This is a genomic window from Sphingomonas sp. PP-CC-1A-547, assembly GCF_003610375.1.
In the GTDB taxonomy this organism is placed as follows: Bacteria; Pseudomonadota; Alphaproteobacteria; order Sphingomonadales; family Sphingomonadaceae; genus Sphingomonas.
The window spans coordinates 1-26201 of sequence record NZ_RAPZ01000012.1 but is presented as its reverse complement, the minus strand read 5'-3'; the positions used below and the strand labels follow the sequence as shown (position 1 = coordinate 26201).

Here is a 26201-nt window from a genome sequence, read left to right as displayed (position 1 = left end):
TGGATCCCCGCCTGCGCGGGGATGACGGATGATGGGAGAGGGGGGATGGGAGGCGGCAGGGGCGTTGCACCCCCAAAACCAAACCCTACATCGCGCCTATGAGCAACGACCCCCACGCCATGCCGACATGGCACGGCACCACGATCCTCTCGGTCCGCCGCGGCGGCAAGGTCGTCGTGATCGGCGACGGCCAGGTCTCGATGGGCCAGACCGTCATGAAACCCAACGCGCGCAAGGTCCGCCGCCTAGGCGACGGCAGCGTCATCGGCGGATTCGCCGGCGCCACCGCGGACGCGTTCACCTTGTTCGAACGCCTCGAACGCAAGCTCGAAGCACACCAGGGCCAGCTGCTGCGCGCCGCGGTCGAACTCGCCAAGGACTGGCGCACCGACAAGTTCCTCCGCAACCTCGAAGCGATGATGATCGTCGCCGACGAGGACGTGACGCTGATCCTCACCGGCAACGGCGACGTGTTGGAGCCGGAAAACGGCGTCGCCGCGATCGGCTCCGGCGGCAACTACGCGCTCGCCGCCGCCCGAGCGCTGGTAGAATACGAGACCGACGCCGAAGTCCTCTGCCGCAAGGCAATGGGCATCGCGTCCGAGCTCTGCGTCTACACCAACGACCGCCTCACGGTCGAAACGATGGACTCGACTACGTAATCCCCCTCCCGCTTGCGGGAGGGGTTAGGGGAGGGGCTGAAATACACCCCACCCACGCCTTTCGCTGCGGCCACGCCCTCCCCCGACCCCTCCCGAGCGGGAGGGGAGAAGGTAAACAAATGAACGACCAGCTCACCCCCAAGGCCATCGTCGCCGCGCTCGACGCCCACATCATCGGCCAGGCCGCCGCGAAACGCGCGGTCGCGGTCGCGATGCGCAACCGCTGGCGCCGTCAGCAGCTCAGCGAAGATCTTCGCGACGAGGTCACGCCCAAGAACATCCTGATGATCGGACCGACCGGCTGCGGCAAGACCGAGATCAGCCGCCGTCTGGCCAAGCTCGCCGACGCGCCGTTCGTGAAGGTCGAGGCGACCAAGTTTACCGAAGTCGGCTATGTCGGCCGCGACGTCGAGCAGATCGCCCGCGACCTCGTCGAGGAAGCCATCCGCCTCGAAAAGGAACGGCGTCGTATAGCCGTCAAGGACAAGGCCGAAGAGGCAGCGATGGGGCGTTTGCTCGACGCACTTGTCGGCAAGGATTCGAGCACCGCGACGCGCGAAAGCTTCAAGCAGCGCTTCCTCGACGGTCATCTGAACTCCGCCGAAGTCGAGATCGAAGTCGAGCAGGCGCCGACCACGCCGTTCGAGATCCCCGGCGGCGCGCCGCAGATGATCAATCTCGGCGAGATGATGAAGTCGTTCGGCGGCGGGCAGCAGCTCAAGCGTCGCAAGCTCACCGTCCATGCGGCATGGGATAAGCTCGTCGAGGAAGAGGCCGACAAGCGCCTCGACCAGGACGAGGTCAGCCGTGCAGCCTTGGCCGACGCGGAAGCCAACGGCATCGTCTTCCTCGACGAAATCGACAAGATCGCAGTCTCGGACGGTCGCGGCGGCTCGATCAGCCGCGAAGGCGTCCAGCGCGACCTGCTGCCGTTGATCGAAGGTACCACCGTCGCGACCAAGTACGGGCCTATGAAGACCGACCACATCCTCTTCATCGCCTCGGGCGCGTTCCACGTCGCCAAGCCGAGCGACCTGCTCCCCGAACTCCAGGGCCGCCTGCCGATCCGCGTCGAACTGAAGGGCCTCACCGAAGCTGATTTCGTCGCGATCCTGTCCGACACGAAGGCGTCGCTGCCGCTGCAATACAAGGCGCTGATCGCCACAGAAGGCGTCGGCATCGAGTTCACCGAAGACGGCATCGCCGCAATCGCGCGCATCGCCGCCGAGGTGAACTCCGAGATCGAAAACATCGGCGCGCGGCGTCTGCAGACGGTGATGGAAAAGCTGCTGGAGGAGGTGAGCTACAACGCCGAAGACCGCGGCGGCTCGAACCTCGTCATCGACGGCGCGTACGTCGACAGCCAGCTCAAGGAAATCGCCCGCAACACCGACCTCAGCCGGTTCGTGCTCTGAGGTAAGGCGGGGGGGGCGCCACCCCCCGTTCGTGCTGAGCGAAGTCGAAGCACCTGAGTCTCATGCCCTTCGACTTCGCTCAGGGCGAACGGAGTGGGGGGTGTTTAGGAGAACACCATGGACGTGACCGAAGCCATCGCCGCTCGCCGCTCCGTCCGAGGCTTCCTTGACGCCCCCGTCGACCCGACCCTGCTCCACGACCTAGCCGTAAAAGCATCCCGAGCCGCAACCGGCGGCAACCTCCAACCCTGGCACATCGCCATCGTCCAAGGCGACTCGATGACCCGCCTCAAGGCGACGATGGCCGAAAAACTCGCCACCGGCGAAGCCGAAACCCCAGCCTACGACGTCTACCCTCGCGACCTCGTTGCCCCCTACCGAGACCGCCGCTACGCCGTCGGCGAAGCGATGTACGCCCACCTCGGCATCCCCCGCGACGACAAGCCCGCCCGCCGAGAGTGGTTCGCCCAAAACTTTCAGTTTTTCGGCGCACCCGCCGCGTATTTCTGCACGGTCGATCGCCGCATGGGCCCGCCGCAATGGTCGGACCTCGGCATGTACCTACAAAACCTGATGCTGCTCGCGGTAGACGCCGGCCTCGCCACCTGCCCGCAAGAATGCTGGGCGATGTATCCGGAAACGGTCGGGAGGGTCTTGGATCTGCCCGAAGACCGCATGCTCTTTTGCGGCATGGCGATCGGCTACGAGGACAAGAGGGCACCTGCCAATGCGTTGCGCACGGAGCGCGCGGACGAAGCGGAATGGCTGACGACGATCAGCTGATTTAAGCCATCGACGCTAACCAAAACACCACCCCGGCGAAGGCCGGGGGCCAATTGGGTAACGATGGTAACGGAGCGAAGCGCTTCGTTACACCGGCCTTGCCAACTGGGCCCCGGCCTTCGCCGGGGTGGTGTATATGGGCCGGGTACGTCGCCCCCATTTTGTTCACCCGCGAAGGCGGGTGCCCAGACTGGGTCCCCGCCTTCGCGGGGAAACAAGTTTAGAGGACCACCGTCACCGGCTTGGCGCCCTTGATCCCCGCAAGGATCATAGCCTCCCAGACCGCAAGATCGCCCGCCGCCGCCATCGCCTTGTCAGGCTCGCGTAACGTCTTCAGCACCGCCAGCGCGTCGGGCAGATAATCCGCCCACGCCGCATCGATCAACCGCGACGCCGACTCGGCATCGCCGCCGGCGTTCGCGCTGATCCGCTGTCCCGCCAGCACGCGTGCGACGCGTTCGGCGACAGGTGTAGTGGAAACGTCCATGAGTATTCTCCTCGCGGGACCGGTCTACACCAAACCCGCGAGGCGAACGAATGCTCCTTAGCGTGCCGAGCTCGGACCCGCGCCGCGGCTCGGACCACGGCCACCACCGCCGCCGGCCGGACGGCCACCGCCGCCCTGACCACCGGGACGACCACCGCCCTGCGGACGACCGCCGCCACCCTGACCGCCGCCACCCTGGCCACCACGGCTAGCACCCGCATAGTTGCGACCAGTCGTCCCGGTCGCCCGCGGCGAATGCGTCGCGCGCGGACGTGCCGGATCGCGCGGACGGTCGATCCGGACCTCGGGGTCCGCACCCATCGTCTTCACGCGCGTCTGCTTGATCTGGTTCGACAGGTTGACGAAATCGTCCGGCAGTGACCTGACCTGGACCTTCTGGCGGGTGATCCGCTCGATGTCGCGCAGGTACGCCTTCTCGTCATCCGCGCAGAACGCGACGGCGATGCCGCTCGCGCCCGCACGCGCGGTACGGCCGATGCGGTGGACATACTGCTCGGCGACGTTCGGCAGCTCGAAGTTGATGACGTGCGAGACGCCCGAGACGTCGATGCCGCGTGCGGCGATGTCGGTCGCGATCAGGACCTTGACCTTGCCCTGCTTGAACTCGCCGAGTGCGCGCTCACGCTGGCCCTGGCTCTTGTTGCCGTGGATCGCGTTCGAGGCGATGCCGTTGCCGGCCAGCAGCTTCACGACGCGGTCGGCGCCATGCTTGGTGCGCGTGAACACGAGCGCACGGTCGATCGCCGGATCGGCCAGCGTGATCGTCAGCAGCGCCTGCTTCTCCGACTGGTTGCAGAAGGTGACATACTGGTCGACGCGCTCGGCGGTCGTCGCGGCAGGCTTCACCGACACCGTCTTCGGATCGAGCAGGAACTGGCTGGCCAACTCGCGGATCGCGACCGGCATCGTCGCCGAGAAGAACAGCGTCTGGCGCTTCTTCGGCAGCATGCGAACGATCTTCTTCAGCGCATGGATGAAGCCGAGGTCCATCATCTGGTCGGCTTCGTCGAGCACTAGGATCTCGATCATCGACAGGTTCACGAAGCCCTGCTCGATCAGATCGATCAGGCGGCCCGGCGTGGCGACGAGGATGTCGACGCCGCGGCTCATGTCCTGGCGGTTCTTGTTGATGCTGGTGCCGCCGAACACGGTCGTCACCGACATCTTGCTGAACTGACCGTAGGCGCGGGCGCTGTCGGCGATCTGGCTGGCGAGTTCGCGCGTCGGCGCGAGCACCAGCATGCGGCAATGCGTCGGCAGGACGCGCTTCTGGTTTTCGGTCAGGCGCTGGATCGACGGCAGCACGAACGCCGCGGTCTTGCCGGTGCCGGTCTGCGCGATGCCGAGCAGATCGCCGCCTTCGAGCAGGATCGGGATCGACTGGGCCTGGATCGGCGTCGGCTCGGTATAGCCCTTGGCTTCGAGCGCACGGACGAGCGGCTCGGCAAGGCCGAGGTTTGCAAATGACATGAATAGTCTCTCAAATAGATGCCGGGCTCGCGAATCCACACAAGGACGCGCGAGGGGCGGTGGTGTTTTGACACCCCGCGTGAAAAGGGAAGCCCGTTGGAAACGACCGAGGCGGAGCTAAGACCGGCTAGGGTCCAATCACGCTGCATTACGCCTCGATAGCGGCCATTTGGCGTATCACGGTCGAAAAGTCAACCTTCGGTCCCTTTTTGCAACTGTGGCGGGGTCAGCGCCGAATCTGACCGAGGTGCAGATAGCGTTCGTTGAACTCTGCGGCATCGCGCAGGCGGGGCCAGTCGATCACGCTCACCTGGCGCTTCTTGCGCGCGATCAGGCCGTCGGTCTCGAGCGATTTCAGCACGCGATTGACGTGGACGGGGGTGAGGCCGAGCGCATCGCCCAACTGCTCCTGCGTCATCGGCAACTCATACGCCATCGCATCGGCGAGCGTCGATTTCTGGAACCGCACCGAAAATTCACATAGCAGATGCGCCAGCCGGCTCCGCGCATTGCGCCGCCCGACATTCAACAGCCACTCGCGGTGGATCGACGACTCGATCAGCGCGTCGATCCACAACGCCTGGCCCGCCGCCGGGCACGCCTCGATGAAAAGGCGCAATGCCGCGATCGGCACTTCGGCCAGCGTCAGCCGCGTCAGCGCCTGGATGTCGTGATCGGACTCATCGAGGAACAGGTTCTGCAGATCGACGAACTCGCCCGGCATCAGGATCGACACGATCTCGCGTTCGCCGTTGGGCGTCAGCTTTTGTCGATAGGCTAGGCCGTCCAGAATGAACGCGCAGCGCGTCGGACGCTGGCCCTCGCGCAGCATATAGGTCGACGCATCGATCGTCCGGACCTTGAACGGCAAGGCTGCGATCTGCGCACGATCGTCCGCACCCATCGCCATCCGCGATTCGAACTTCCGTAACACCTTCTCAGTCACGGTGGAGATATCCACGTGCACTCTCCGCATCCAGTGCAGGAGCACTCGTTTCTCGCTGTCACCCTCTCTGGAATAGCGCGTTGCAACAATACGCACCTTATCCCAGGATTGACCGGGCCGACAAAACCCATGTTATGACATTTATGCGCCCGATTGCCGGGACCGTGGCGAAAAACGAGGCCAGCCGTTCGGCTAGCTCGTTTCGTCGATCGTCACCGTGACCGTCAGCAGTACGCTGCCCGCCTCGTTCCGGACAGCTACGCTGAACCGAGCGCCGTCGCGCGCGATTGCCGGATGATCGCTGAGATAATCACCCGCGAAGATTACCGCCTGGACGCGCGCTTCCTCGTCGTCCGCCAGGTTCGTGCCGTCGTCGTCGTTCACGTGTTTATGGTTGTCGATATCGAAGAAGTATCTGGGCATGCTCACCTTCCTCGACCGTTACGCAAGTTCGAACCTATCAGGTCGACATTGGCTCCGCTCTTACCAAAATCAGGTTTGCTGCACGCTGGATGCTCGACTTGAACTCCGTCACGGGCGTAGGATGCGTACAAACATATAGAGGATCCGCCCCATGAAACTGGCCAGCCTGAAGCATCCCGACGCCACTCGAGGACGAGACGGCAAGCTCGTGGTCGTCTCCAACGACCTCGCCTGGTACGCCGATGCCAGCCACATCGCGCCGACGCTGCAGGCCGCGCTCGACGACTGGGATCGCCTGTCCATCGACCTGAAGAACCTGTCGACCGATCTCGAGCACGAGATGATCCCGATGCGCCGCTTCCACGAGCATGATGCCGAGTCGCCGCTGCCACGGGCGTATCAATGGGCGGATGGCTCGGCCTACGTGAATCATGTTGCGCTCGTGCGACAGGCGCGCGCGGCGGAGATGCCCGACAGCTTCTGGCACGACCCGCTGATGTACCAGGGCGGCTCGGACGGGTTCCTCGGACCCCGCGATCCGATCCCGCTCGCTGACGAGTCCTGGGGCTGCGACATGGAGGCCGAGGTCGTCGTCGTCACCGGCGACGTGCCGCTCGGCGCGAGTCGCGACAAGGCGCTGGCGGCGATCCTGCTGGTCGGGCTCACCAACGACGTGTCCTTGCGCAACCTGATCCCCGGCGAGCTCGGCAAGGGCTTCGGCTTCTTCCAGTCGAAGCCGGCGAGCGCGTTCTCGCCCGTCTTCGTCACCCCCGACTCGCTGGGCGACTGGTGGAAGGACGGCAAGCTCCACCGCAAGCTGATGGTCGACCTCAACGGCCAGCCGCTCGGTCGCGCCGAGGCCGGCGAGGACATGACGTTCGACTTCGGTACGCTGGTCGCGCACGCCGCCAAGACGCGGAAGCTTGGCGCGGGAACGATCGTCGGTTCGGGCACTGTCTCGAACCGCGGCCCCGATGGTGGTCCCGGCAAGTCGGTTGCCGAGGGCGGCGTCGGCTATTCCTGTCTCGCCGAAGTGCGGACGATCGAAACGATCCAGGGCGGCAAGCCCGTCACGCCGTTCCTCAAGCAGGGCGACGTCGTCCGGATTTGGGCGGAGGACGACAAGCGCCATCCGATCTTCGGCGTGATCGAACAGACCGTCGGCGGCTGAATTCTGCGGAGGGGGAGAAAAATCCGCGCGGCACATCGTGAATGCGCAACTCCCCCTCGCAATCTGCGTTGAAATTTAATAACAAGCCTCGGTAAGAGTGTTCCGCGGTCACAGCGGCCTCATGGAGATGGAATGACGATGGCAAGCGAGCATCCGCGCGCCAATTTGCAGCCACTTACGCTGCATATCCCCGAGCCGAAGTTCCGCCCCGGCGACGCGGTGGACTTCGCCGAAGTCGACGTGCCGCCCGCCGGCGAGGCACGCCGCCCCGACACCGCGGACAAGGCGTCCGACTTCATCGATCTCGCCTATACGTTGGTCCGCGTGCTCGATGACGACGGCAACGCGGTCGGCCCCTGGGACCCCAAGCTTTCGCCTGACGTGATGCGCCGCATGTTGCGCAGCATGGCGCTGCTCCGCGCGTTCGACGAGCGCATGTTCCGCGCGCAGCGGCAGGGCAAGACCAGCTTCTACATGAAGGCGCTCGGCGAGGAGGCGGTCGCAGTCGCGGCGGCCTATGCGCTCGACTACGAGGACATGTGCTTCCCCTCGTATCGCCAGCAGGGCCTGCTGATCGCACGGGGCTGGAGCCTCGTCGACATGATGAACCAGATCTATTCGAACACCGCGGACAGGCTCGGCGGTAAGCAGTTGCCAATCATGTATTCGGTCAAGGAAGCCGGGTTCTTCTCGATCTCAGGCAACCTCACCACGCAATACCCGCAGGCAGTCGGCTGGGCGATGGCGTCCGCCGCCAAGGGCGACACGCGGATCGCCGCGACCTGGTGCGGTGAGGGCTCGACCGCGGAGGGCGACTTCCACTCGGCGTGCACCTTCGCCGCGGTCTACCGCGCGCCGGTGATCTTCAACGTCGTCAACAACCAGTGGGCGATCTCGAGCTTCTCAGGGTTCGCCGGCGCGGAGGCGACGACGTTCGCGGCGCGCGCGGTCGGCTACGGCATTGCCGGGCTCCGCGTCGACGGCAATGACGCGCTGGCGGTGTACGCAGCGACGGAATGGGCCGCCGAACGCGCGCGGACCAACCAGGGCCCGACGCTGATCGAGCATTTCACCTACCGCGCGGAAGGCCATTCGACCTCCGACGATCCCGGCCAGTATCGCAGCGAAGGCGAGCCCAACGCCTGGCCGCTCGGCGACCCGATCAAGCGCCTCAAGGATCACCTCATCGCGATCGGTGAATGGGACGAGGAGCGCCACGCCGCGCAGGACAAGGAACTCGCCGAGCAGGTCAAGGCCGCGCAGAAGGAGGCCGAGAAGAACGGCATCCTCGGCCACGGCCTGCATCAGCCGCTCGAATCGTTGTTCGACGGCGTGTTCGAGGAACTGCCGTGGCATCTGAAGGAGCAGCGTCAGCAGATGCTCGACGAGGAAACGGCCAGCGGCCGTCCATGGGATCGCAAGGCATGAGCGACATGACGCAAGCACCCGAGTCCGAGGCAACGGACGCCGAACCCACCACCCGCATGAACATGATCCAGGCGATCAACTCCGCCATGGACATCATGATGGAGCGCGACCCGGACGTGATCGTCATGGGCGAGGACGTCGGCTATTTCGGCGGCGTCTTCCGCGCGACCGCCGGGCTCCAGGCCAAGCACGGCAAGACGCGCGTGTTCGACACCCCGATCACCGAATGCGGCATCATCGGCGTCGCGGTCGGCATGGGCGCGTACGGCCTGCGTCCCGTCCCCGAGATCCAGTTCGCCGATTACATCTACCCCGCGCTCGACCAGCTCGTCTCCGAAGCCGCGCGCCTGCGCTACCGCTCGGCCGGCGAGTTCACCTCGCCGATCACGGTCCGCTCCCCGTTCGGCGGCGGCATCTTCGGCGGGCAGACGCACAGCCAGTCGCCGGAGGGGCTCTTCACCCATATGTCCGGCATCAAGACGGTGATCCCGTCGACGCCGTATGACGCCAAGGGCCTGCTGATCGCCGCGATCGAGGACAATGATCCGACGCTCTTCTTCGAGCCCAAGCGAATCTATAACGGCCCGTTCGACGGCTATTGGGATCGCCCGTCGCAGAACTGGTCGAAGCATCCGGCCGGCGAAGTCCCGACCGGCTATTACAAGATCGAACTCGGCAAGGCGAAGATCATCCGCGCGGGCGAGGCGCTCACCATCCTCGCCTACGGCACGATGGTCCATGTCTGCGCGGCCGTGGTCGCCGAAGCCGGGATCGACGCCGAGATCGTCGACCTGCGCACGCTCGTCCCGCTCGACATCGAGACGATCGAGGCGTCGGTGAAGAAGACCGGTCGCTGCATGATCGTCCACGAGGCGACTCGCACCAGCGGCTTCGGCGCGGAGCTTTCGGCGATCGTCCAGGAACGCTGTTTCTACCATCTCGAGGCGCCGATCGAGCGCGTGACCGGGTTCGACACGCCGTACCCGCACAGCCTCGAATGGGCCTATTTCCCGGGGCCGGTTCGCATCGGCGAAGCCCTGAAAAAGATCATGAAGGACGCATAATGGTACCTTCACCCACCCCCGTTCGCTTCGAGCGCAGTCGAGAAGCCTCCAGTACCCCTCACGCAAGTTTCTCGACTTCGCTCGAAACGAACGGAATTTTTTGATGGCCCGCTTCACCTTCAAGCTGCCGGACATCGGCGAAGGCATCTCCGAGGCCGAGATCGTCGCATGGCACGTCGCCATCGGCGACCGCGTCGAGGAGGATTCGCCGATCGCCGACATGATGACCGACAAGGCCACCGTCGAGATGGAATCGCCGGTGACCGGCGTGGTCGTCGAACTCGCGGGCGAAGTCGGCGACCAGGTGTCGATCGGCGCTGCGCTGGTGGTGATCGAGACGGACGCGGTCGACGCCGCGGACGAGGTCGTCGCTGCGCCGCTGACGTCGGCACAGGCCGAGACCGCCGAACAATACGAAGCCGAGAACCCCGGCGTCGGAGAGGTGGTCGAGGCAACTCCCTCTCCCCTCCGGGGAGAGGGTCGGGGTGAGGGTCAGCCCCAGGCGGAAACGCCGGCAACTGCCCCGACCCCTCACCCCAGCCCTCTCCCCAACGGGGAGAGGGAACAGCAAGCACGTGTTCTCCCCGCCGGGGAGAGGGAGCAGAAGGCGCAACCCGTTCCTGCTGCTGAGGCGGAGCAAAAGGCCCACGCGCTCGCATCCCCCGCAGTCCGAGCCCGCGCCCGCGACCTCGGTATCGACCTCGCCTCGGTCAAATCCGACTCCGACCGCGTCCGCCACGCCGACCTCGACGCCTACCTCCGCTACGGCGCCGGCGAAGGCTACCACCCCCCGCACGCCTCACGCGCCCGCGAAGACCAGCCCATCAAGGTCATCGGCATGCGTCGCCGCATCGCCGAAAACATGGCCGCGTCGAAGCGCGCGATCCCGCACTTCACCTATGTCGACGAGATCGACGTCACCGCGCTCGAAGCGATGCGCGCCGACCTCAACGCCAACCGCGGCGGCCGGCCCAAGCTTACCATGCTGCCGCTGATGATCGTCGCGATCTGCAAGACGATCCCCGACTTCCCGATGCTCAACGCGCGCTATGACGACGAGGCCGGCGTGGTCACGCGGCACGGCGCCATCCATCTCGGCATGGCCGCACAGACCGACGCCGGGCTCACCGTCCCCGTGATCCGCGACGCACAGGACCGCAACGTCTGGCAACTCGCGACCGAGATCACCCGCCTCGCCGAAGCCGCGCGCGCCGGCAAGCTCGCCCCCAGCGAAATGGGCGGCGGCACGATCACGGTAACCTCGCTCGGCCCGCTCGGCGGCATCGCCACGACCCCGGTCATCAACCGCCCCGAAGTTGCGATCATCGGCCCCAACAAGATCGTCGAACGCCCGATCTTCAAGGGCGACGAGGTAGTCCGCGCGAAACTCATGAACCTGTCGATCAGCTGCGACCACCGCGTCGTCGACGGCTGGGACGCGGCAAGCTTCGTCCAGGGTCTCAAGAAGTACCTCGAAACCCCCGTCCTGCTGTTCGCCGACTGAGCGAGCATGAAGGGCATGCACCGCGGCGACCTGACGATCGAGGGTAAATTCGAGGGCATGCTCGAGGGCACCGCGATCGTCCCGGCCGGCGTCACCGCCGAGATCGCCGGGATGATCGACGGCACGCTGATCGTCGAACCCGGCGCGACCGTGCTCGTCAGCGGCATGATCGAAGGCGAGATCGTCGATCGCGGCGGGCAGATCACCGTAACCGGCATGGTCAGCCGCTAACCGCCGGCCGCCCACGCCTTACACGTGAAGTGCTAAAACAATCCTCCCCCGCCAGGGGGAGGTGGCAGGCAAAGCCTGACGGAGGGGGCGGCAAGCGGAGCCGCTGTTTAGGTTACGCCTTACCCACGCGCCTTCTGCAAAGACCCCGCGATCCGCCGCGCGAGACTCCGCGGCGTAAACCGTATCCCCTCGGCCATCGCGAAGTTCAGCGCACCGGACACCTTCACTGCCCGGTTTGCCGCCAGCGCCGCCAACCCGTCACGCACCACCACCGCCGGATCGCTCGCCAAACGCTCGAACAGCGCGGTATCGCCGAGCCCCGCGACATCGGCGAACTCGGTCCGCGTAGGCCCGGGGCATAGCGCCGCCACGCGCACGCCCTTGCCCTTCACCTCCTCGTGCAGCGCCTCGGAAAAGCTCAGCACGAACGCCTTGCTCGCATAATAGACCGCCATCCACGGCCCCGGCTGGAACGACGCGACCGAGGCGAGGTTGAGGATTCCACCCGATCCACGCGCGATCATCTGCGGCAGCACGGCATGCGTCAGCGCCACCAGCGCACGGCAATTCAGGTCGATCATGCCCAGTTGCAGCGCGCTATCCAGCTCCGCGAAATCACCCCGCGCACCGAACCCGGCATTGTTGATCAGCACGTCGATCGGCAACGCGGCGGCTGCGATGGCAGCAATGAGCGTGTCCGGACCAGCCTGATCCGCAAGATCGGCGGCGAAGACATGCACCGTAACCCCGTGCGCCGCACGCAGTTCGGCCGCCAGTGCCTCCAACCGATCGACCCGACGCGCGGTCAGGATCAGCGCATTGCCCTGGGCCGCAAGCGCGCGCGCAAAACCTTCGCCCAACCCCGCCGATGCGCCGGTGATCAATGCCGTCGTCATAGCCCGCATCCCTATCCGAGAAGACGCGAACCTGCGCCGCCGCCGATGTCTTGGCAACTACACCCTCTCCCATCGGGGAGAGGGAAGGGGCCCGCGACGTCTTCGCCGTGGGAAGGGTGAGGGCACGCCTCCATCGGCGCCGGCGTCAAACGATCTCGAACAACCCCGCCGCGCCCATGCCCCCCGCGGTGCACATCGACACCACGACATAACGCACGCCACGCTTGCGTCCCTCGATCAGCGCATGCCCGACCAGCCGCGACCCCGTCATCCCGAACGGGTGCCCGACCGCGATCGCGCCGCCGTTGACGTTGTACTTCTCCGGATCGATCCCGAGGAAATCGCGACAATACAGGCACTGCGACGCGAACGCCTCGTTCAGCTCCCACAGCCCGATGTCACAAACCGACAACCCTGCCCGCTCGAGCAGTTTCGGAATCGCGAAAATCGGCCCGATCCCCATTTCCGCCGGGCTGCACCCCGCCGCCTGGAACCCGCGATAGATGCCGAGGATATCCTTGCCCTCGGCCTCGGCCGTCTTGCGATCCATCAGCAGTTGCGCAGATGCCCCGTCCGACAGCTGGCTCGCATTGCCCGCAGTCACGCTCGATCCCGGCCCCGAGAACTCGCCGCCTGGCCACACCGTCTTCAGCCCGCGCAATCCCTCCAGCGTGGTGCCGGCGCGAATGCCCTCGTCCTGCGACAAGGTGACGCTCTCGATCCCGGCATGCGCGCCCTGCTTGTCGTACAGCGCCTTCTCCACCGTGATCGGCACGATCTCCTCGGCGAACGCTCCGCTCGCCAGCCCGGCGGCAGCACGCTGCTGGCTCATCGCGGCATACTCGTCCTGCGCTTCACGGCTGATCCCGTATTTCTCCGCGACGATCTCCGCGGTCTCGATCATCGGGATATACGCCGCGGGCTCCTTCGCCACGACGCTCGCATTGACGAACCGCGGCGCGTCCTTCGTCACGGTATAGCTGATCGACTCCATCCCGCCCGCCAGCGCGACATCCGCCTCGTCGCACATGATCGTCCGCGCCGCGAGCGCCACCGCGGTCAGCCCCGACCCGCACTTCCGGTCGAGCGTGAACGCCGGCACCGACTCGGGCAGCCCGCCCGCGAAGATCGCCATCCGCCCGGCGTTCCCGCCCTGCGTACCCCATTGATTGCCGACCCCCCAGAACACCTCGTCGATCCGCGCCGGATCGATCCCCGCGCGCTCGACGACGGCATTCATCACATGCCCCGCCAGCACCGGCGCCTCGGTCGCATTGAACGCACCACGATACGCCTTGCCGATAGCGGTACGGGCGGTCGAGACGATGGCGGCTTCACGCATGCTGGAACCTTTCGAGGATCGGGTATGCACTCGACCTAGGCTTTCCGGCGCGGCGGCGAAACCCCTTAAGGAACGCGCGCGAGCCATCCCCCGGTAAATCCGGCACGGTCCAGCCCGCGTCGGATATGCGGGTTCCGCCGCATCGTGTTCCAGACCATGCCGGTTCGCCAATTCTCGATCATCGCGACGATCGGGCCCTGGTCGATCCCGAGGTAGTCGTTGTCGACCCAGCCCACGCCGGGCACGATCCGACCATGCTTGAGCGGTTCGCCCATCTCGGTCAGCGTCGGGTTGAAGGCGTCGAAGAACCCGTATTTGCCGTAGATCCCCCTGCCGTATCGATCGTGCATCGCGGTGATCGTGGGGATGACGAGATCCGGCGCAAACACGATCGACCCGACCGCAGCGGTAGGTGCGAGCGTACCGTCGTCGCGCGCGCCGGGCCCGCGTTCGGAGTAACTGAAGAACTCCCGCACGCGCCCGCCAATCGTCGCCTTGAAGTCGCCGGGACCGTCGCACGCGGTCAGTCCCCAGATGTCGGGGCCGTAGCCGGCGAATCCGCCCGCATTGGCGATCGCATAGTCGCGCTGTGCGATCGTCGCGCGCTTGCTGTTCTCGAAATAATCGATGCCCTTGGTCGCGATATACGCGTCGCGGATGCCGCGGAAATCGACCCAGACGTGGCTGTACTGGTGCACGAACATCGGCGGATAATGGAGATGATCGCCGCGCCACGACGGCTCGAACTTTTCGGTCAGCGCCCCCCAGGTCGATGGCGGCAGCGGATGCGTCGGCGATCCCAGCGCGAGCAGATACATCAGCATCCCCTCGTTGTAGATATTCCAGTCGCTCGGGATGAAGCCGCTTTCGGGATGCCAGCCCATCGACAGGAACGGCGCACGCGGCGTGATCCACGTCCAGTCGACCGCGCCGTAGATCTGGTCGGCCAGCGCGCGGATCCGCTGCTCCTCGGGGTGATCGCCGTCGAACCAGCTCTGCGCGAACAGCATCCCGCCGAGCAGCAACGCGGTATCGATCGTCGACAGTTCCGCGCGCGCGAACCGCTGGCCCTTGGTGATGCCGAGAAAGTGGTAGAAGAATCCCTTGTACCCGCTGTTACCGGTCGACTCGGGGCCCATCGGTGCGATCGCGAAGAACTCCATCGTCGCCAGCGTCCGCTTGCGCGCCTGTTCGCGCGTGATCCAGCCGTTGACGACGCCGATCGGATACGCCGTTAGCGCGAAACCGACCGCCGCGATCGACGAGAAGGACGGCGTCGGCCAGCGATCGAGCGCGAGCCCGGTGACCGGATCGGTCGTGTCCCAGAAATACAGGAACGCACGCTCCTGCAGATTGTCGATCAGCGGGTTGGCGGACGGCGGCGGTGCAGGCGGCGCCGTGCCTGTAACGCTCTCGATCGCCTTGACCAGCGGCCGCCCGACCGATGTGCATCCCGCGGTAAGTCCACCGAGCGAGATTGCCCCGGTGCCGAGAAACTGCCGTCGATCGAGCATCCGAACTCCTGATCAGGGTACGCCACGACCATGAGGTCAGGCGGGCGACTGGAAGGGTCGCCCGTCCTTAACGCATCAGAACCTGTAACCAACCCTGAACTGGATCCGCCGCGGGAGGGTCAGGAGGTTGGTTGGCGCGTTGGTGGTGCGGTCGAACGAATAGGCCTGCCCGACGCCCAGATACCCGGAATAGCCGCCGTAGTTCTTGTTGTTGAACGCGTTGAGCAGGTCGACCGCGACGTTGATATTATGCGTGTTGAACACCTTGATGTTGTTCTGCAGCGTCAAATTGACCTCGCAGAACGCGAACACGCTGCCCAGGCAGTTCTTCGGCCGGTACAGCGACCGGATGACCTGCTGGTTGACGCTGGTCCCGGCCGACTGGTCCTGCAACTGGAACGCGGTGCCGGTGCCGAGCGTCGTCAATGTCGAGAACTGGAAGCCCAGCGGCAGGTCGGCGATGCCCGACAGGACGATCCGGTGGCGCTCGTCTTGGTCGGCGATCGGCCGCCAGCCATATTGGTCCGGCGTCGGCTTATCGAGGCTGAACAGGTCTCCGCCGTCCTGCTCGGCCTTCGACAGCGTATAGGCGAGATTGAAGCCCCAGCCCGACGCGACGGTATAATCCTTGTCGATCGTCACGAGCAGCGCCTTGTAGCGCGTCCGCAGGCCATCATAACCAATCAGGACGTTGCCGAAGCCGTTCGCCCGCGGGATCGTCGTGTCGCAGCATGATCCATCTGCGTTGCGCGTCGCGAACAGGTGCGTGTAGCCGTTCTGGCCGCGAACGTACGAGCCGGTCACCGACGCGCGGAACACGCCGAACTTCTGGCGCACGCCGAAGCTGAACTGATCGGTGGACGGCGCCTTGGCGTTGTTCTTGACCGCGAACAGGTCGGGCAGGCCGGTCTGTGCGGTAGCGCGTAAGGCCAGCAGGCCGTCGCGGGTCAGATACTGTGGATCCCACCGGACGGTCGGGTTCCCGTCGCGCGGCTGCCCATCGCGCGAGAAATTGAAGACGCCGGTCGCGTATTGCAGGCGGAATTGCTCGTCGAGCGTGTTGTTGAACACGTTGCGATCGTAATATTTGCCATATCCGCCGAAGATCACGGTGCGCTGGTCGTCGTTCACGTCGTAGCTGAAGCCGATGCGCGGCTGGAACATGTCCTTGCGGGTCGGGCGGTCGCTGCCGTCGGTGATGTAGTTCGCCGGGTCGAAATACTCGGTCCTCGGAAGGGCGTTCAACGTCGCGACCGCCGCTGCGGGGGTGCGATATTTGTTGTTGAACAGGTTGCTCTCGTAGTCCCAGCGCAGGCCGATGTTGATCTGTAGCTTGTCGGTGACGTCCCAATCGTCCTGAATGTACGCGCCCAGCTGCGAATTGGAGGCGATGATCCGCGGGTTGCCGACACCAAGCTGCGCCTGCGCCGGGAAGCTGAAATCGAGTCCCTTGGTCGCGTCGTTCTGGAAGAAGTAGCGCGGCTGGACGAAGAAGTTCTTGGTGAAATCGTAATCCTGGAATGCGAACCGCAGGCCACCCTTGATCGCGTGGTTCTGCAATCCGTTATACGTCAGGTCGTCGCGCAGGACATAGCTCTGCTGGCTGATCCGCTGCGTCGAATCCTTGCCGCCAAAGGTGATGACGCCCTGATATTCGAAGCTTGGATCGTCGGGGTTCAGCGAGGAAGGATTATATACCGCATCGAGATACGTCAGGTTAGCTTCGTTGACAAAGCTGTCGCCGGTGTACGTCCATTTATAGGTATAGGTGTCGGTCTTGTTGATCTTGTTGACCGCCGCCGAATACGCGATGTTGGCGGAGCCGAAATTGGCGCCGAAGCCCGAGACGTCGGTCTCCTGGCGGCGGCTGAACGACAGGTCGAACACCTGGCGCTCGTCGGGGGTGAAGGTCAGCTTGCCGAAGTAGAAATCGCCGCGATACGGGCTGACATAGGTGCCTTCATACTGGCCGAACCGGGCAAGGTTTTCCGGTGTGCGCTGGCCGACCGTCACGCTCGATGCACGGTTCTGGTCGTTGCCTTCGTACGCGCCGAAGAAGAACAGCTTGTCCTTGATGATCGGGCCACCCAGCGAGATGCCGTATTGCTTGCGTTCGAACTTCGGCTTGCCGCGATCGGCACGCTGATCGAGGATGTTGGCCGCGGTCAGGCTGCGATCGGTATATTGGCCGAACATCTCGCCGTGGAAGTCGTTGGTGCCCGACTTGGTGATCGCCGTGACGATGGCCGACCCGGCCTGCTCGTATTCCGCCTTGTAGTTCTGCGTCAGCACGCGGAACTCCCCGACCGCGAGCTGGCCGAACGGATTGCCCCGGCTGTCGGTCTGGCCGGCGATCCCGCCGAGCGTCTGGCTCTTCAGGCTGGTACCGTCGATGAACACGTTGACTTGGCTTGCGGGCGAGGCACCGGCGACGATGCCCTTATTGGTCTCGCTGTCGTTGTAGCGAACGCCGGGGGCCAGCGCGGCGAAGGTCAGGAAGTTGCGATCACCCTGCGGCAGGATGCGGATCTGGTTCTGGCTGACGTTGGTCGCGACTTCGGAGGTCTTCGTCTCGACCAGGCGTCCGGCGGTGACGACAATGTCGCCACCGTCATTGGCAGCACCGCCGGTGGTCGTGTCCGTCTGCGTGGTGGACGCTGGCGCGGGTGCGGCCAGGACGGCGTCGAGCGTCGCCGACTGTCCGACGCCCACCGAGATCCGTTGCACCGAGACGTCGCCGTTCGGTCCGGTGACCGTGATCGTGTAGGGCGCCGGGCGCAGGCCGTTGAGGATGTAGCTGCCGTTCGCGCTGCTCGTGGCGCGGAAGGTCTGGTTGGTGCTGGTATTCACCGCCACTACGGTAGCGCCGGCCACCGCCGCGCCCGCCGCATCGCGGACCTGTCCGCGGATCGCGGCAGTCGTCGTCTGCGCGGTCGCGGTGGTCGGCAGGGCGACTGCCGAACCGAGGATCGTCGTCGTCACCAGCGCAGCGCGCAGCGCCGCGACCATCATGGTCTTCATGTCGAATAGTCCCCTGTGTTGGACGGGATCGGCAAATGGCTGGGCACAATCGGGGCTGTCCTGCCGATGGCAGTGCCGAATGCTGCTGCTCGCGACGGTCGCGACCCCATGCCCTGGACCTCTCCGGTTGCCGCTCCCGATGAAGACGGCCCCGGCGCCATGATCTTTGTCGCGCTGCCGGGATCGAGGCTCTACGCTCGCTTCTCGAACTCTGCCAATGGCTGGAAGACGTCGGGCGTGGATTCGGCGACGGTCCGTGTCATAATCGCCACAATCCATGTTTGCGCCCCATATTAGCCGCGTTCGACAGTAATGAGGCTGAAGATGACCAATGATCCCTTGGGTTTTTCCGGCGTCGACGTCACCCGCGACGCGCATGTCGCGATCGTCACGTTCGCGCGGCCGCCGCACAACTTTGCCGATCTCGCGCTGATCGAGGCGATCGGGGCTGCGTTCGCCGCCGCGGATGCCGACCGCGACGTGCGCGCGATCGTGCTGCAATCCGAGGGCAAGGTGTTCTGTGCGGGCGCGGACCTCGTCAACGCCAATCCGGTCGCCGCGGACCGGACGGAAGGCGAGCGCAACCCGTTCTACGTCGCCGCCGCCAAGCTGTTCGCAGTCGAGACGCCGGTCGTCGCCGCGATCCAGGGTGCAGCGGTCGGGGCAGGGCTCGGCCTCGCGCTCGTCGCCGATTTTCGCGTGGCCTCGCCCGAGGCGAAGTTCGTCGCCAATTTCGTCCAGATCGGCTTCCACCCCGGCTTCGGGATCTCCGCGGTGCTGGAGCGCGTGATCGGACGCCAGCGCGCGCTGCTCATGACCCTGACCGCGCGTCGTATCCGCGCCGAGCAGGCGGAGGCCTGGGGGCTGGCGGACGCGGTGGTACCCGCGGACCAGTTGCGTGCTGAAGCGCTGTCGCTCGCAAGGGAGATCGCGGCCGGAGCACCGCTAGCCGTGGGGTCTACACGCAAGACGATGCGCGGAGACTTGTTCGCGCTGGTCCAGTCACAGACCGATCACGAACTCGCCGAACAGGCCTGGTTGCAGAAAACCAACGACTTTGCGGAAGGCGTCCGGGCGGTCAGCGAACGCCGTCCGGGTAATTTCACGGGCACCTGAAAACATGTTCCCCCGCGAAGGCGGGGGCCCAGTCTGGGCTACCACCTTCGCGGTAGAACAAGCTCGAAGCGCAACCTGCCCCTCACTTCATCAAGACAAGCTCTTCCGCCATCGTCGGATGCAGCGCGACCGTCGCGTCGAAATCGGCCTTGGTAAGCCCGGCCTTCACCGCCACCGCAGCCGATTGCAGGATCTCCGGACAGTCCGGCCCGATCATATGAATCCCCACAACCCGGTCGGTCTCGCCGTCGCAGATCATCTTGTACAGCGAGCGCTCGTTGCGGCCCGCCAGCACGTTCTTCATCGGCCGGAAGTCGCTCGAATACACCCTTACCGAGCCGAGTGCTTCCCGCGCCTGCGACTCCGTCATGCCGACGCCCGCCATCGGCGGATGGCTGAACACCGCGGCGGGTACGTTGGCATAATCGACCCGCGTCGGCTTGTTGCCATAGAAGGTGTCGGCAAACGCCTGCCCCTCGCGGATCGCGACCGGGGTCAACTGGATCCGGTTGGTGACGTCGCCGACCGCGAAGATCGAGCCGCAGCTCGACCGATTATCCTCGTCGACGACCACGGCGCCCGCCGCGTCCATCTCGACGCCCGCGGTGTCGAGCCCGAGGCCCTTGGTATTGGGCAGGCGTCCCGTCGCGAACATCACGAGATCGACGACGATCGGCTCGTGGCCGCTCATCTTGACCGTCAGGCAGCCGTCCGAATCCTTCTCGATGCTCTCGAACGCAGCGTTGAAGCGGAAGTCGATGCCCTTGCTCATCGAGATCTGAAGCAGGCGATCGCGGATCGATTCGTCATAGCCGCGCAGGATCACGTCGGTCCGGTTGACCAGCGTCACGTGCGATCCGAACTGGTGGAAGATCCCAGCGAACTCGTTGGCGATATACCCCGCACCGGCAATCAGCACGCGCTTCGGCACATCGTCGAGGTGGAACACCTCGTTCGACGTGATGCCGTGCTCGGCACCGGGGAATTCGGGCACCAGCGGATGCGCGCCGACCGCGATCAGGATCTTCGCGGCGGTCTTCGTGGTGCCATCGGCGAGCGTGACTTCATTCGGCCCGGAGACGACCGCGCGCTGGTGGATGATGTCGACGTGATTGTTCTGCAGCGTGGTCGTGTAGGCGCCGTTGATCCGGTCGACCTCCTCCATCACGTTGTCGCGCAGCGTCGGCCAACTGAACGCGCAATCGTCGGGCACCTGCCAGCCGAAACGCTTGGCGTCCTTCAGATCCTCGGCAAAATGCGCGCCGTAGATCAGCAGCTTCTTCGGCACGCAGCCACGGATCACGCAGGTGCCGCCGACACGGTATTCCTCCGCGACCGCAACGCGTGCACCGTGCGCCGCGGCAACGCGCGACGCACGCGTCCCGCCCGAGCCTGCGCCGATGACGAACAGGTCATAGTCGAATGGGGTATCGGTCGCGGATTTGGTCTCGGTCACGGGCAGTCCTCGTAGGTCGCGTGCCGCTGGTGAGCGGCTTGCATGCCATCTGGGGCAGGGGGCGCGAGGCGGCAACCCCGGCGCGGCGATCACGCTGATCGTCTAAGCCTATCGCTGCCCAGCCTTGCGCATCGGCATCGCATCGATCGTCGCCTCCAGCGCGGCGGCGGGGAAGGGCTTGGCACTACGCAGTTTCTCGCCACCGTCCTTGCCGATCAGGATCGCGGTGAAGGCGACAGGGAGGTGATATTTGCGGCGGAGCGCTGCTGCTGGGTCGCCCGCGCCCCGGACCGTGTCTCCAACGATTTCGACAACGGTGAGATCGCGGGCGGCGGCGCTGCTCTTCCACGCGGCGAGAACGCGGCGTTGCTCGGCGAGTGCGGGATCATCAGCGGCTGGGGCGGACACGATCAATATCCGCCGCTCCCACTTCATCTGCGCGACGGTGGGTGAGGCTGCGAGCGCGATGGCAAGGAGTAGAGGCATGAGGATGTAACGCCTCAGCCTCTCCAGTTCTCCCGCGCCTCTAGTTCTCCCGCGAAGGCGGGAGCCCAGGGTCACAAGCGCTGTGGCTGGTATCCTGGGCCCCCGCCTCCGCGGGGGAACAAGAAAGAGGTTTCCTCTCGGAATTACCCGAACGCGCGCTTGATCAGGTCGTCCGTCGAAGGATCGAACGTCTGCCCGCCCTTCTCAGCCGCCTTCGCCATTTCCTTCCCCAGCTCGACCCCGAACTGATCGAACGAGTTGATCCCCAGCAGGACGCCATTCACGAACACCCGGTGCTCATAAAACGCGATCAGCGCGCCCAGCGTGCGCGCATCCAGATCGTCGAGCAGCAACGTCGAAGACGGCCGATCGCCCGAATAGCTCCGCGCCGGATCCTCGACCTGCTTGCCCGCCATCAACGCCGCACCCTGCGCGAACGCATTCAGCAACAGCGCCCGGTGATGCTCCTCGGGCAACGTATCGCCCGGCTCGATCACCGCGATGAACTCGACCGGCACGAGATGCGTACCCTGGTGAAGCAACTGGAACACCGCATGCTGCGCCTCCGTACCGACGCCACCCCAAGTGATCGCCGCCGACGGCCGCCCGAGCGGCTGACCGTCGACCGTCACAGACTTGCCGTTCGACTCCATCTCCAACTGCTGGAGATAGCTCGGCAGCAACCGCAACCGCTCGTCATACGCGAACGGCGCGCGCGTCTCGGCATGGCGGATCTGCGTGTAATACAGGTCGGCGAACGCCGCGAGCGCCGGCGCGTTCTCATGCAGAGCCGAAAGCCGGAAATGCCGATCCATCTCAGCCGCACCTTCGAGCAGCTCCTCGAACCGGTCCCAACCCAGCGCGATCGCCGCGGGGAACCCGATCGTCGACCACAGCGAATAGCGCCCACCGACGCTCTCCGCGAACGGCAGGATGCGCGTCTCGTCGACGCCCCATTCCATCGCCTTTTCGGGCGACGCGGTCAGCGCGATCACGCGGCCATACGGATCCTCGACATTATGCTCGGTCATCCACTGCAGCACGCTTTCGGCGTTCATCAGCGTCTCGGTCGTCGTAAAAGTCTTCGACGCGACCACCAGCAACGTCGCCGCCGGATCGAACTTCGCGAACACGTCCTCCAGCGCGACGCCGTCGACATTGGCGACGATCGCCACGTCGTACCTTTTGTCGTCACGCCCCAGCGCATCGACCAGCAACTGCGGCCCCAGCGCCGATCCACCGATCCCGACGTGCAGGATATGCCGCACCGGACCCAGCGCCTCGGCCTCGATCGCATCGATCAGCGTCCGCATCCGCTGGTGGCTCGCCTGCGCGATCGCGACGCTCTCGGGCTTGCCCTCGCCGCGCTCGGCGGTGTGTTCGACCGCGCGGCCCTCGGTGACGTTGACGACCTCGCCCGAGAACAGCGCCTGACGCTTGCCGGCCAGGTCCTGCGCCTTCGCCATCTCCTCGAACGCGGTCACCATGTCCGTCGTCAGGTGCGTCTTCGACCAGTCGAAGTGGATCCCCGCGACGTCGAGGCTTAGCTTCGAGAGGCGCTCCGAGTCCGCTGCGAACAGGTCGGTCAGCTTGGTGGCGGGCAGGGCTTCGATCTTGGACCAGTCGGCGGTCATGCTACTTCTCCGAATAGACGTGCGCGCCGGTCATGCTGCAAGCGCGAGACCGCGACAACGCTCTTTCGGTGACACGTATCCCGCACACGCTTGACGATAGGCGCAGGTTGAGCAAACCCGCGCGGATGGCAAATGACGTGAAGACCAAACCCGTACGTTCGGAAACGAGCGAGACCTTCCGCTTTCTCCTGAAGCTGGCGGTGGTCGTGCTGATCCTGCGCAGCTTCATCTTCGCGCCGTTCAGCATTCCGTCCGAATCGATGCTGCCCCGGCTGCTGATCGGCGACTATCTCTTCGTCTCGAAGTGGAACTACGGCTATTCGCGCTGGTCGCTCCCCGCGGGCATCCCGCTGATCCCCGGCCGCATCTTCGGCAGCACGCCGACCCGCGGCGACGTCGTCGTCTTCCGCGCACCCGAAGTGCTCGACCACGACGTCATCAAGCGCGTCATCGGCCTCCCCGGCGAGACCGTCCAGATGCGCCAGGGCACCGTATACCTCAACGGCAAGGCGATCCCGAAGCTCCGCATCGCCGACTTCACGATCCCGCTGACCGAGAACTTCAACGCCGAGAAATGCGGCGCGCCGTACGTCGACGTCGTCGCGAACGTCCAGATCTGCCGCTACCCGCGCTTCCGCGAAACGCTCCCGGGCGGCCGCAGCTACGAAGTCCTCGACCAGGCCGAACTCCCCGATCGCGACGACACCGGGCTCTATACGATCCCCGCCGGCCACATTTTCGTGATGGGCGACAACCGCGACGACAGCGGCGACAGCCGGTTCCCCGCACCGCAAGGCATGGGCTACGTCCCGCTCGAGAACGTCGAGGGCAAGGCGGTCGTCAACTTCTTCTCGACCGACGGCGACGCCGAATGGCTGAAGCCCTGGACGTGGGTCAGTGCCGCGCGCTGGAGCCGTATCGGGGAAGGCTTTTGAGCGACCTCGCCGGCTGGCTGAAGACGCTCTTCGGCCGCGCACCGACCAACCTCGCCCCCTATGAGCGCGCGCTGACGCACGGCAGCCAGGCCGCGGCGAACTACGAGCGTCTCGAGTTCCTCGGCGACCGCGTGCTCGGCCTGATCATCGCCGAATGGCTTTATGAACTGTTCGCGACCGACCCCGAGGGCTCGCTGTCGAAACGCCTCAACGCACTCGTCACCGGCCCCGTCTGCGCCGACGTCGCGCGCGAACTCGGCGTCCGCGCGCACCTCAAGCTCGGCAAACAGGCCCGCGACGACGGCGCGAGCGACAGCGACAACGTGCTCGGCGACGTGATGGAGGCGCTGATCGGCGCCTGGTACCAGGAAGCCGGCCTCGATGCCGCCCGCGCCTTCGTCCGCGGCGCCTGGGGTGATCGCGTCCAAGCCGGCGCAAAAGCCCCGCAACACCCCAAGTCCGCCCTCCAGGAATGGGCCGCCGCCCACAACCGCAAGCCCCCCGAATACACCATCGTCGAACGCACCGGCCCCGGCCACGCCCCGAAATTCACGATGCTGGTGTCAGTCGGCAAGCTAGCCGAAGCGACCGCGACCGGCTCCAGCAAACAGGAAGCCGAAACGGCCGCGGCCAAGGCGCTGCTCGAGAAGCTCGGCTAAGAAGGTTGGTTCACGCGGAGACGCGGAGCCGCGGAGGCGGTGCGATTGGAACTCCGGACTTGCCCCGAACGCCTCCGAGATAATCGGCGGTGCATAATTGCAGATGACGCAAGCCCCATGCACACCATCTCCGCGGCTCCGCGCCTCCGCGTGAACCATTTCTCCTTCTCGGACTGCGCCCGACGCGCTGGCGAGTGAGGCCGCAGTTTGGCGGGAATGACGCGAGGGCGTTTTGTCTGTATGACCGTCCCCGAATATCCCGATGCCGAAAAGAGCCTAAGTGACCGAACCTACCACGCCTGAAATCTCCACCCCCAAGCATTGCGGCCTAGTCGCCATCGTCGGCGCGCCGAATGCGGGTAAGTCGACGCTCGTCAACGCGCTCGTCGGCCAGAAGGTCGCCATCGTCAGCCCGAAGGCGCAGACGACGCGCGCGAAGCTCATGGGCGTCTCGATCGAAGGCGACACGCAGATCCTGCTCGTCGACACCCCCGGCATCTTCGAGCCCAAGCGCCGCTTCGACCGCGCGATGGTCGCCGCCGCCTGGGGCGGTGCGGAAGGCTCCGACATCATCGCGCTGGTGGTCGACGCAAAGGGCGGGATCGGCGGCAAGGTCACGACCATCGTCGAGTCGCTGGTAGGCCGCACCGAGCCGATCTGGCTGATCCTCAACAAGGTCGATCTCGCCGACAAGACCAAGTTGCTGATCCACGCCGAGAAACTGAACGCGCTGCTGCCGTTCGCCGAGACGTTCTTCATCAGCGCCGGCACTGGCGACGGCCTCGCCCACTTCAAGACGGAGCTCGCCAAGGCGATGCCAGAAGGTCCGTGGCACTATCCCGAAGACCAGGTATCCGACTCGACCGAGCGCGCACTGGCGTCCGAAGTCACGCGCGAGCAGCTCTATCTCCAGCTCCACGCCGAGCTCCCCTATGCGAGCACGATCGAGACCGAACAGTATATCGAGCGCCAGGACGGCTCGTTGGAAATCCACCAGCAGATCCTCGTCGAACGCCCCACCCAGCGCGCGATCGTGCTCGGCAAGGGCGGCGTCCGCATCAAGGAAATCGGCGCCCGCTCGCGCATCGAACTCTCCTCGATCACCGGCAAGCCCGTCCACCTGTACCTGCACGTAAAGGTAAAACCCGGCTGGGACGAAGACCGCGAAGTCTACCGCGACATGGGCCTCGACTGGGTCGACTGACCTCACCGAAGAGACTGTTCCCCCGCAAAGGCGGGGGCCCAGACTGGACTCCCGCCTTCGCGGGAGAACAAATCTTCCGTCGCTCACGAGGCGCGCAGAAGTCGCCAACCCACCACCACCCCGGCGAAGGCCGGGGCCCAATTGGGGGACGCCCATAACGGCGGGCAGTGCGTAGTTACTGCGACCTCTCCAATTGGACCCCGGCCTTCGCCGGGGGGGGCGATGTGGCGTAGCGACCGCTTCTCTATCGCGGCCTGAGTCAACAGGCGCAGACCACTCTCCGCCGCCGCGAGTGCGCCGGTTTGAGGAATTGGTAGGCGACGAAAATACAAA

At 65.4% G+C, this 26201-nt stretch carries 23 protein-coding genes; 12 read left to right on the top strand and 11 right to left on the bottom strand.

Annotation, left to right across the window (positions count from 1 at the left end; translation table 11 throughout):
• Positions 1–119: 119 nt before the first annotated feature.
• The 3 genes from hslV (at position 120) to C8J39_RS11085 (ending at position 2860) form a co-directional block, all read left to right on the top strand.
• The gene (hslV, locus tag C8J39_RS11095; RefSeq protein WP_120300573.1) at positions 120–662 is read left to right on the top strand and encodes an ATP-dependent protease subunit HslV; all 543 of its coding nucleotides are present in this window, start codon (positions 120–122) and stop codon (positions 660–662) included.
• Between the two features lie 119 nt (positions 663–781).
• Positions 782–2077, top strand: a complete 1296-nt coding sequence (gene hslU, locus C8J39_RS11090; protein ID WP_060526425.1) for an ATP-dependent protease ATPase subunit HslU — start codon at positions 782–784, stop codon at positions 2075–2077.
• A gap of 117 nt (positions 2078–2194) precedes the next feature.
• Entirely contained in the window at positions 2195–2860 is a 666-nt protein-coding gene (locus tag C8J39_RS11085) for a nitroreductase (RefSeq protein ID WP_120300572.1), read from the top strand.
• A gap of 220 nt (positions 2861–3080) precedes the next feature.
• On the opposite strand, the gene C8J39_RS11080 is transcribed toward C8J39_RS11085, so the two are convergent.
• The 4 genes from C8J39_RS11080 to C8J39_RS11065 form a co-directional block, all read right to left on the bottom strand.
• Positions 3081–3347 (bottom strand): hypothetical protein, encoded by a 267-nt coding sequence (locus C8J39_RS11080; RefSeq protein WP_120300571.1) that lies wholly within the window; start codon positions 3345–3347, stop codon positions 3081–3083.
• A gap of 57 nt (positions 3348–3404) precedes the next feature.
• Positions 3405–4838 (bottom strand): DEAD/DEAH box helicase, encoded by a 1434-nt coding sequence (locus C8J39_RS11075; RefSeq protein WP_120300570.1) that lies wholly within the window; start codon positions 4836–4838, stop codon positions 3405–3407.
• A gap of 226 nt (positions 4839–5064) precedes the next feature.
• A complete protein-coding gene (locus C8J39_RS11070; protein WP_243650061.1) occupies positions 5065–5799 on the bottom strand; it encodes a Crp/Fnr family transcriptional regulator in 735 nt (244 codons plus the stop codon).
• A 177-nt stretch (positions 5800–5976) separates the two neighbouring features.
• On the bottom strand, positions 5977–6207 hold the full coding sequence (locus C8J39_RS11065; protein WP_120300568.1) for a DUF6894 family protein: 231 nt from the start codon (positions 6205–6207) through the stop codon (positions 5977–5979).
• Positions 6208–6358: 151 nt separating this feature from the next.
• Between C8J39_RS11065 and C8J39_RS11060 the strand changes: the two genes are divergently transcribed.
• The 5 genes from C8J39_RS11060 (at position 6359) to C8J39_RS11040 (ending at position 11605) form a co-directional block, all read left to right on the top strand.
• On the top strand, positions 6359–7378 hold the full coding sequence (locus C8J39_RS11060; RefSeq protein ID WP_120300567.1) for a fumarylacetoacetate hydrolase family protein: 1020 nt from the start codon (positions 6359–6361) through the stop codon (positions 7376–7378).
• A gap of 138 nt (positions 7379–7516) precedes the next feature.
• Positions 7517–8806 carry a thiamine pyrophosphate-dependent enzyme gene (locus C8J39_RS11055; RefSeq protein WP_056490339.1) on the top strand — a complete coding sequence of 430 codons (1290 nt, stop codon included), beginning with the start codon at positions 7517–7519 and terminating at the stop codon, positions 8804–8806.
• Between the two features lie 56 nt (positions 8807–8862).
• Positions 8863–9870, top strand: a complete 1008-nt coding sequence (locus C8J39_RS11050; RefSeq protein WP_120300914.1) for an alpha-ketoacid dehydrogenase subunit beta — start codon at positions 8863–8865, stop codon at positions 9868–9870.
• A gap of 103 nt (positions 9871–9973) precedes the next feature.
• Positions 9974–11374: a dihydrolipoamide acetyltransferase family protein gene (locus C8J39_RS11045; RefSeq protein ID WP_120300566.1), complete on the top strand. Its 1401-nt coding sequence runs from the start codon at positions 9974–9976 to the stop codon at positions 11372–11374.
• A gap of 6 nt (positions 11375–11380) precedes the next feature.
• Complete coding sequence (locus tag C8J39_RS11040; RefSeq protein WP_120300565.1) at positions 11381–11605, top strand: hypothetical protein; 225 nt, start codon at positions 11381–11383, stop codon at positions 11603–11605.
• Between the two features lie 119 nt (positions 11606–11724).
• Here the strand turns inward: C8J39_RS11040 and C8J39_RS11035 are convergent, their stop codons facing one another.
• The 4 genes from C8J39_RS11035 to C8J39_RS11020 form a co-directional block, all read right to left on the bottom strand.
• Positions 11725–12501 (bottom strand): SDR family oxidoreductase, encoded by a 777-nt coding sequence (locus C8J39_RS11035; protein WP_120300564.1) that lies wholly within the window; start codon positions 12499–12501, stop codon positions 11725–11727.
• 145 nt (positions 12502–12646) lie between these two features.
• Positions 12647–13843 carry an acetyl-CoA C-acyltransferase gene (locus C8J39_RS11030; protein WP_120300563.1) on the bottom strand — a complete coding sequence of 399 codons (1197 nt, stop codon included), beginning with the start codon at positions 13841–13843 and terminating at the stop codon, positions 12647–12649.
• A gap of 65 nt (positions 13844–13908) precedes the next feature.
• Complete coding sequence (locus C8J39_RS11025; RefSeq protein WP_120300562.1) at positions 13909–15357, bottom strand: glucoamylase family protein; 1449 nt, start codon at positions 15355–15357, stop codon at positions 13909–13911.
• 75 nt (positions 15358–15432) lie between these two features.
• Positions 15433–18378 carry a carboxypeptidase regulatory-like domain-containing protein gene (locus C8J39_RS11020; RefSeq protein ID WP_243650063.1) on the bottom strand — a complete coding sequence of 982 codons (2946 nt, stop codon included), beginning with the start codon at positions 18376–18378 and terminating at the stop codon, positions 15433–15435.
• A gap of 324 nt (positions 18379–18702) precedes the next feature.
• Here C8J39_RS11020 and C8J39_RS11015 point away from each other — a divergent pair, with 324 nt between their 5' ends.
• Positions 18703–19494: an enoyl-CoA hydratase/isomerase family protein gene (locus C8J39_RS11015; protein WP_120300912.1), complete on the top strand. Its 792-nt coding sequence runs from the start codon at positions 18703–18705 to the stop codon at positions 19492–19494.
• Between the two features lie 82 nt (positions 19495–19576).
• Here C8J39_RS11015 and gorA read toward each other — a convergent pair whose 3' ends face one another.
• From gorA to pgi, 3 genes are all read right to left on the bottom strand, one after another.
• On the bottom strand, positions 19577–20950 hold the full coding sequence (gene gorA / locus C8J39_RS11010) for a glutathione-disulfide reductase (RefSeq protein WP_120300561.1): 1374 nt from the start codon (positions 20948–20950) through the stop codon (positions 19577–19579).
• A 108-nt stretch (positions 20951–21058) separates the two neighbouring features.
• Entirely contained in the window at positions 21059–21436 is a 378-nt protein-coding gene (locus C8J39_RS11005) for a DUF4174 domain-containing protein (RefSeq protein WP_183037985.1), read from the bottom strand.
• A gap of 143 nt (positions 21437–21579) precedes the next feature.
• On the bottom strand, positions 21580–23070 hold the full coding sequence (pgi, locus tag C8J39_RS11000) for a glucose-6-phosphate isomerase (RefSeq protein ID WP_120300560.1): 1491 nt from the start codon (positions 23068–23070) through the stop codon (positions 21580–21582).
• 125 nt (positions 23071–23195) lie between these two features.
• On the opposite strand from pgi, the gene lepB reads away from it, so the two are divergent.
• From lepB to era, 3 genes are all read left to right on the top strand, one after another.
• A complete protein-coding gene (gene lepB / locus C8J39_RS10995; protein ID WP_120300559.1) occupies positions 23196–24005 on the top strand; it encodes a signal peptidase I in 810 nt (269 codons plus the stop codon).
• The gene (rnc, locus tag C8J39_RS10990; RefSeq protein WP_107954640.1) at positions 24002–24664 is read left to right on the top strand and encodes a ribonuclease III; all 663 of its coding nucleotides are present in this window, start codon (positions 24002–24004) and stop codon (positions 24662–24664) included. The genes lepB and rnc overlap by 4 nt, the downstream gene beginning before the upstream one ends.
• Before the next feature lie 280 nt (positions 24665–24944).
• Positions 24945–25868, top strand: a complete 924-nt coding sequence (gene era, locus C8J39_RS10985; protein WP_243650066.1) for a GTPase Era — start codon at positions 24945–24947, stop codon at positions 25866–25868.
• Positions 25869–26201 lie beyond the last annotated feature (333 nt).

Bases quoted from the DNA above. Each gene is read 5' to 3' on its own strand.
- hslV (WP_120300573.1), top strand. From the start codon at position 120: ATGCCGACATGGCACGGCACCACGATCCTCTCGGTCCGCCGCGGCGGC.
- hslU (WP_060526425.1), top strand. From the start codon at position 782: ATGAACGACCAGCTCACCCCCAAGGCCATCGTCGCCGCGCTCGACGCC.
- C8J39_RS11085 (WP_120300572.1), top strand. From the start codon at position 2,195: ATGGACGTGACCGAAGCCATCGCCGCTCGCCGCTCCGTCCGAGGCTTC.
- C8J39_RS11080 (WP_120300571.1), bottom strand. From the start codon at position 3,347: ATGGACGTTTCCACTACACCTGTCGCCGAACGCGTCGCACGCGTGCTG.
- C8J39_RS11075 (WP_120300570.1), bottom strand. From the start codon at position 4,838: ATGTCATTTGCAAACCTCGGCCTTGCCGAGCCGCTCGTCCGTGCGCTC.
- C8J39_RS11065 (WP_120300568.1), bottom strand. From the start codon at position 6,207: ATGCCCAGATACTTCTTCGATATCGACAACCATAAACACGTGAACGAC.
- C8J39_RS11060 (WP_120300567.1), top strand. From the start codon at position 6,359: ATGAAACTGGCCAGCCTGAAGCATCCCGACGCCACTCGAGGACGAGAC.
- C8J39_RS11055 (WP_056490339.1), top strand. From the start codon at position 7,517: ATGGCAAGCGAGCATCCGCGCGCCAATTTGCAGCCACTTACGCTGCAT.
- C8J39_RS11050 (WP_120300914.1), top strand. From the start codon at position 8,863: ATGAACATGATCCAGGCGATCAACTCCGCCATGGACATCATGATGGAG.
- C8J39_RS11045 (WP_120300566.1), top strand. From the start codon at position 9,974: ATGGCCCGCTTCACCTTCAAGCTGCCGGACATCGGCGAAGGCATCTCC.
- C8J39_RS11040 (WP_120300565.1), top strand. From the start codon at position 11,381: ATGAAGGGCATGCACCGCGGCGACCTGACGATCGAGGGTAAATTCGAG.
- C8J39_RS11035 (WP_120300564.1), bottom strand. From the start codon at position 12,501: ATGACGACGGCATTGATCACCGGCGCATCGGCGGGGTTGGGCGAAGGT.
- C8J39_RS11030 (WP_120300563.1), bottom strand. From the start codon at position 13,843: ATGCGTGAAGCCGCCATCGTCTCGACCGCCCGTACCGCTATCGGCAAG.
- C8J39_RS11025 (WP_120300562.1), bottom strand. From the start codon at position 15,357: ATGCTCGATCGACGGCAGTTTCTCGGCACCGGGGCAATCTCGCTCGGT.
- C8J39_RS11020 (WP_243650063.1), bottom strand. From the start codon at position 18,378: ATGAAGACCATGATGGTCGCGGCGCTGCGCGCTGCGCTGGTGACGACG.
- C8J39_RS11015 (WP_120300912.1), top strand. From the start codon at position 18,703: ATGACCAATGATCCCTTGGGTTTTTCCGGCGTCGACGTCACCCGCGAC.
- C8J39_RS11005 (WP_183037985.1), bottom strand. From the start codon at position 21,436: ATGCCTCTACTCCTTGCCATCGCGCTCGCAGCCTCACCCACCGTCGCG.
- pgi (WP_120300560.1), bottom strand. From the start codon at position 23,070: ATGACCGCCGACTGGTCCAAGATCGAAGCCCTGCCCGCCACCAAGCTG.
- lepB (WP_120300559.1), top strand. From the start codon at position 23,196: ATGGCAAATGACGTGAAGACCAAACCCGTACGTTCGGAAACGAGCGAG.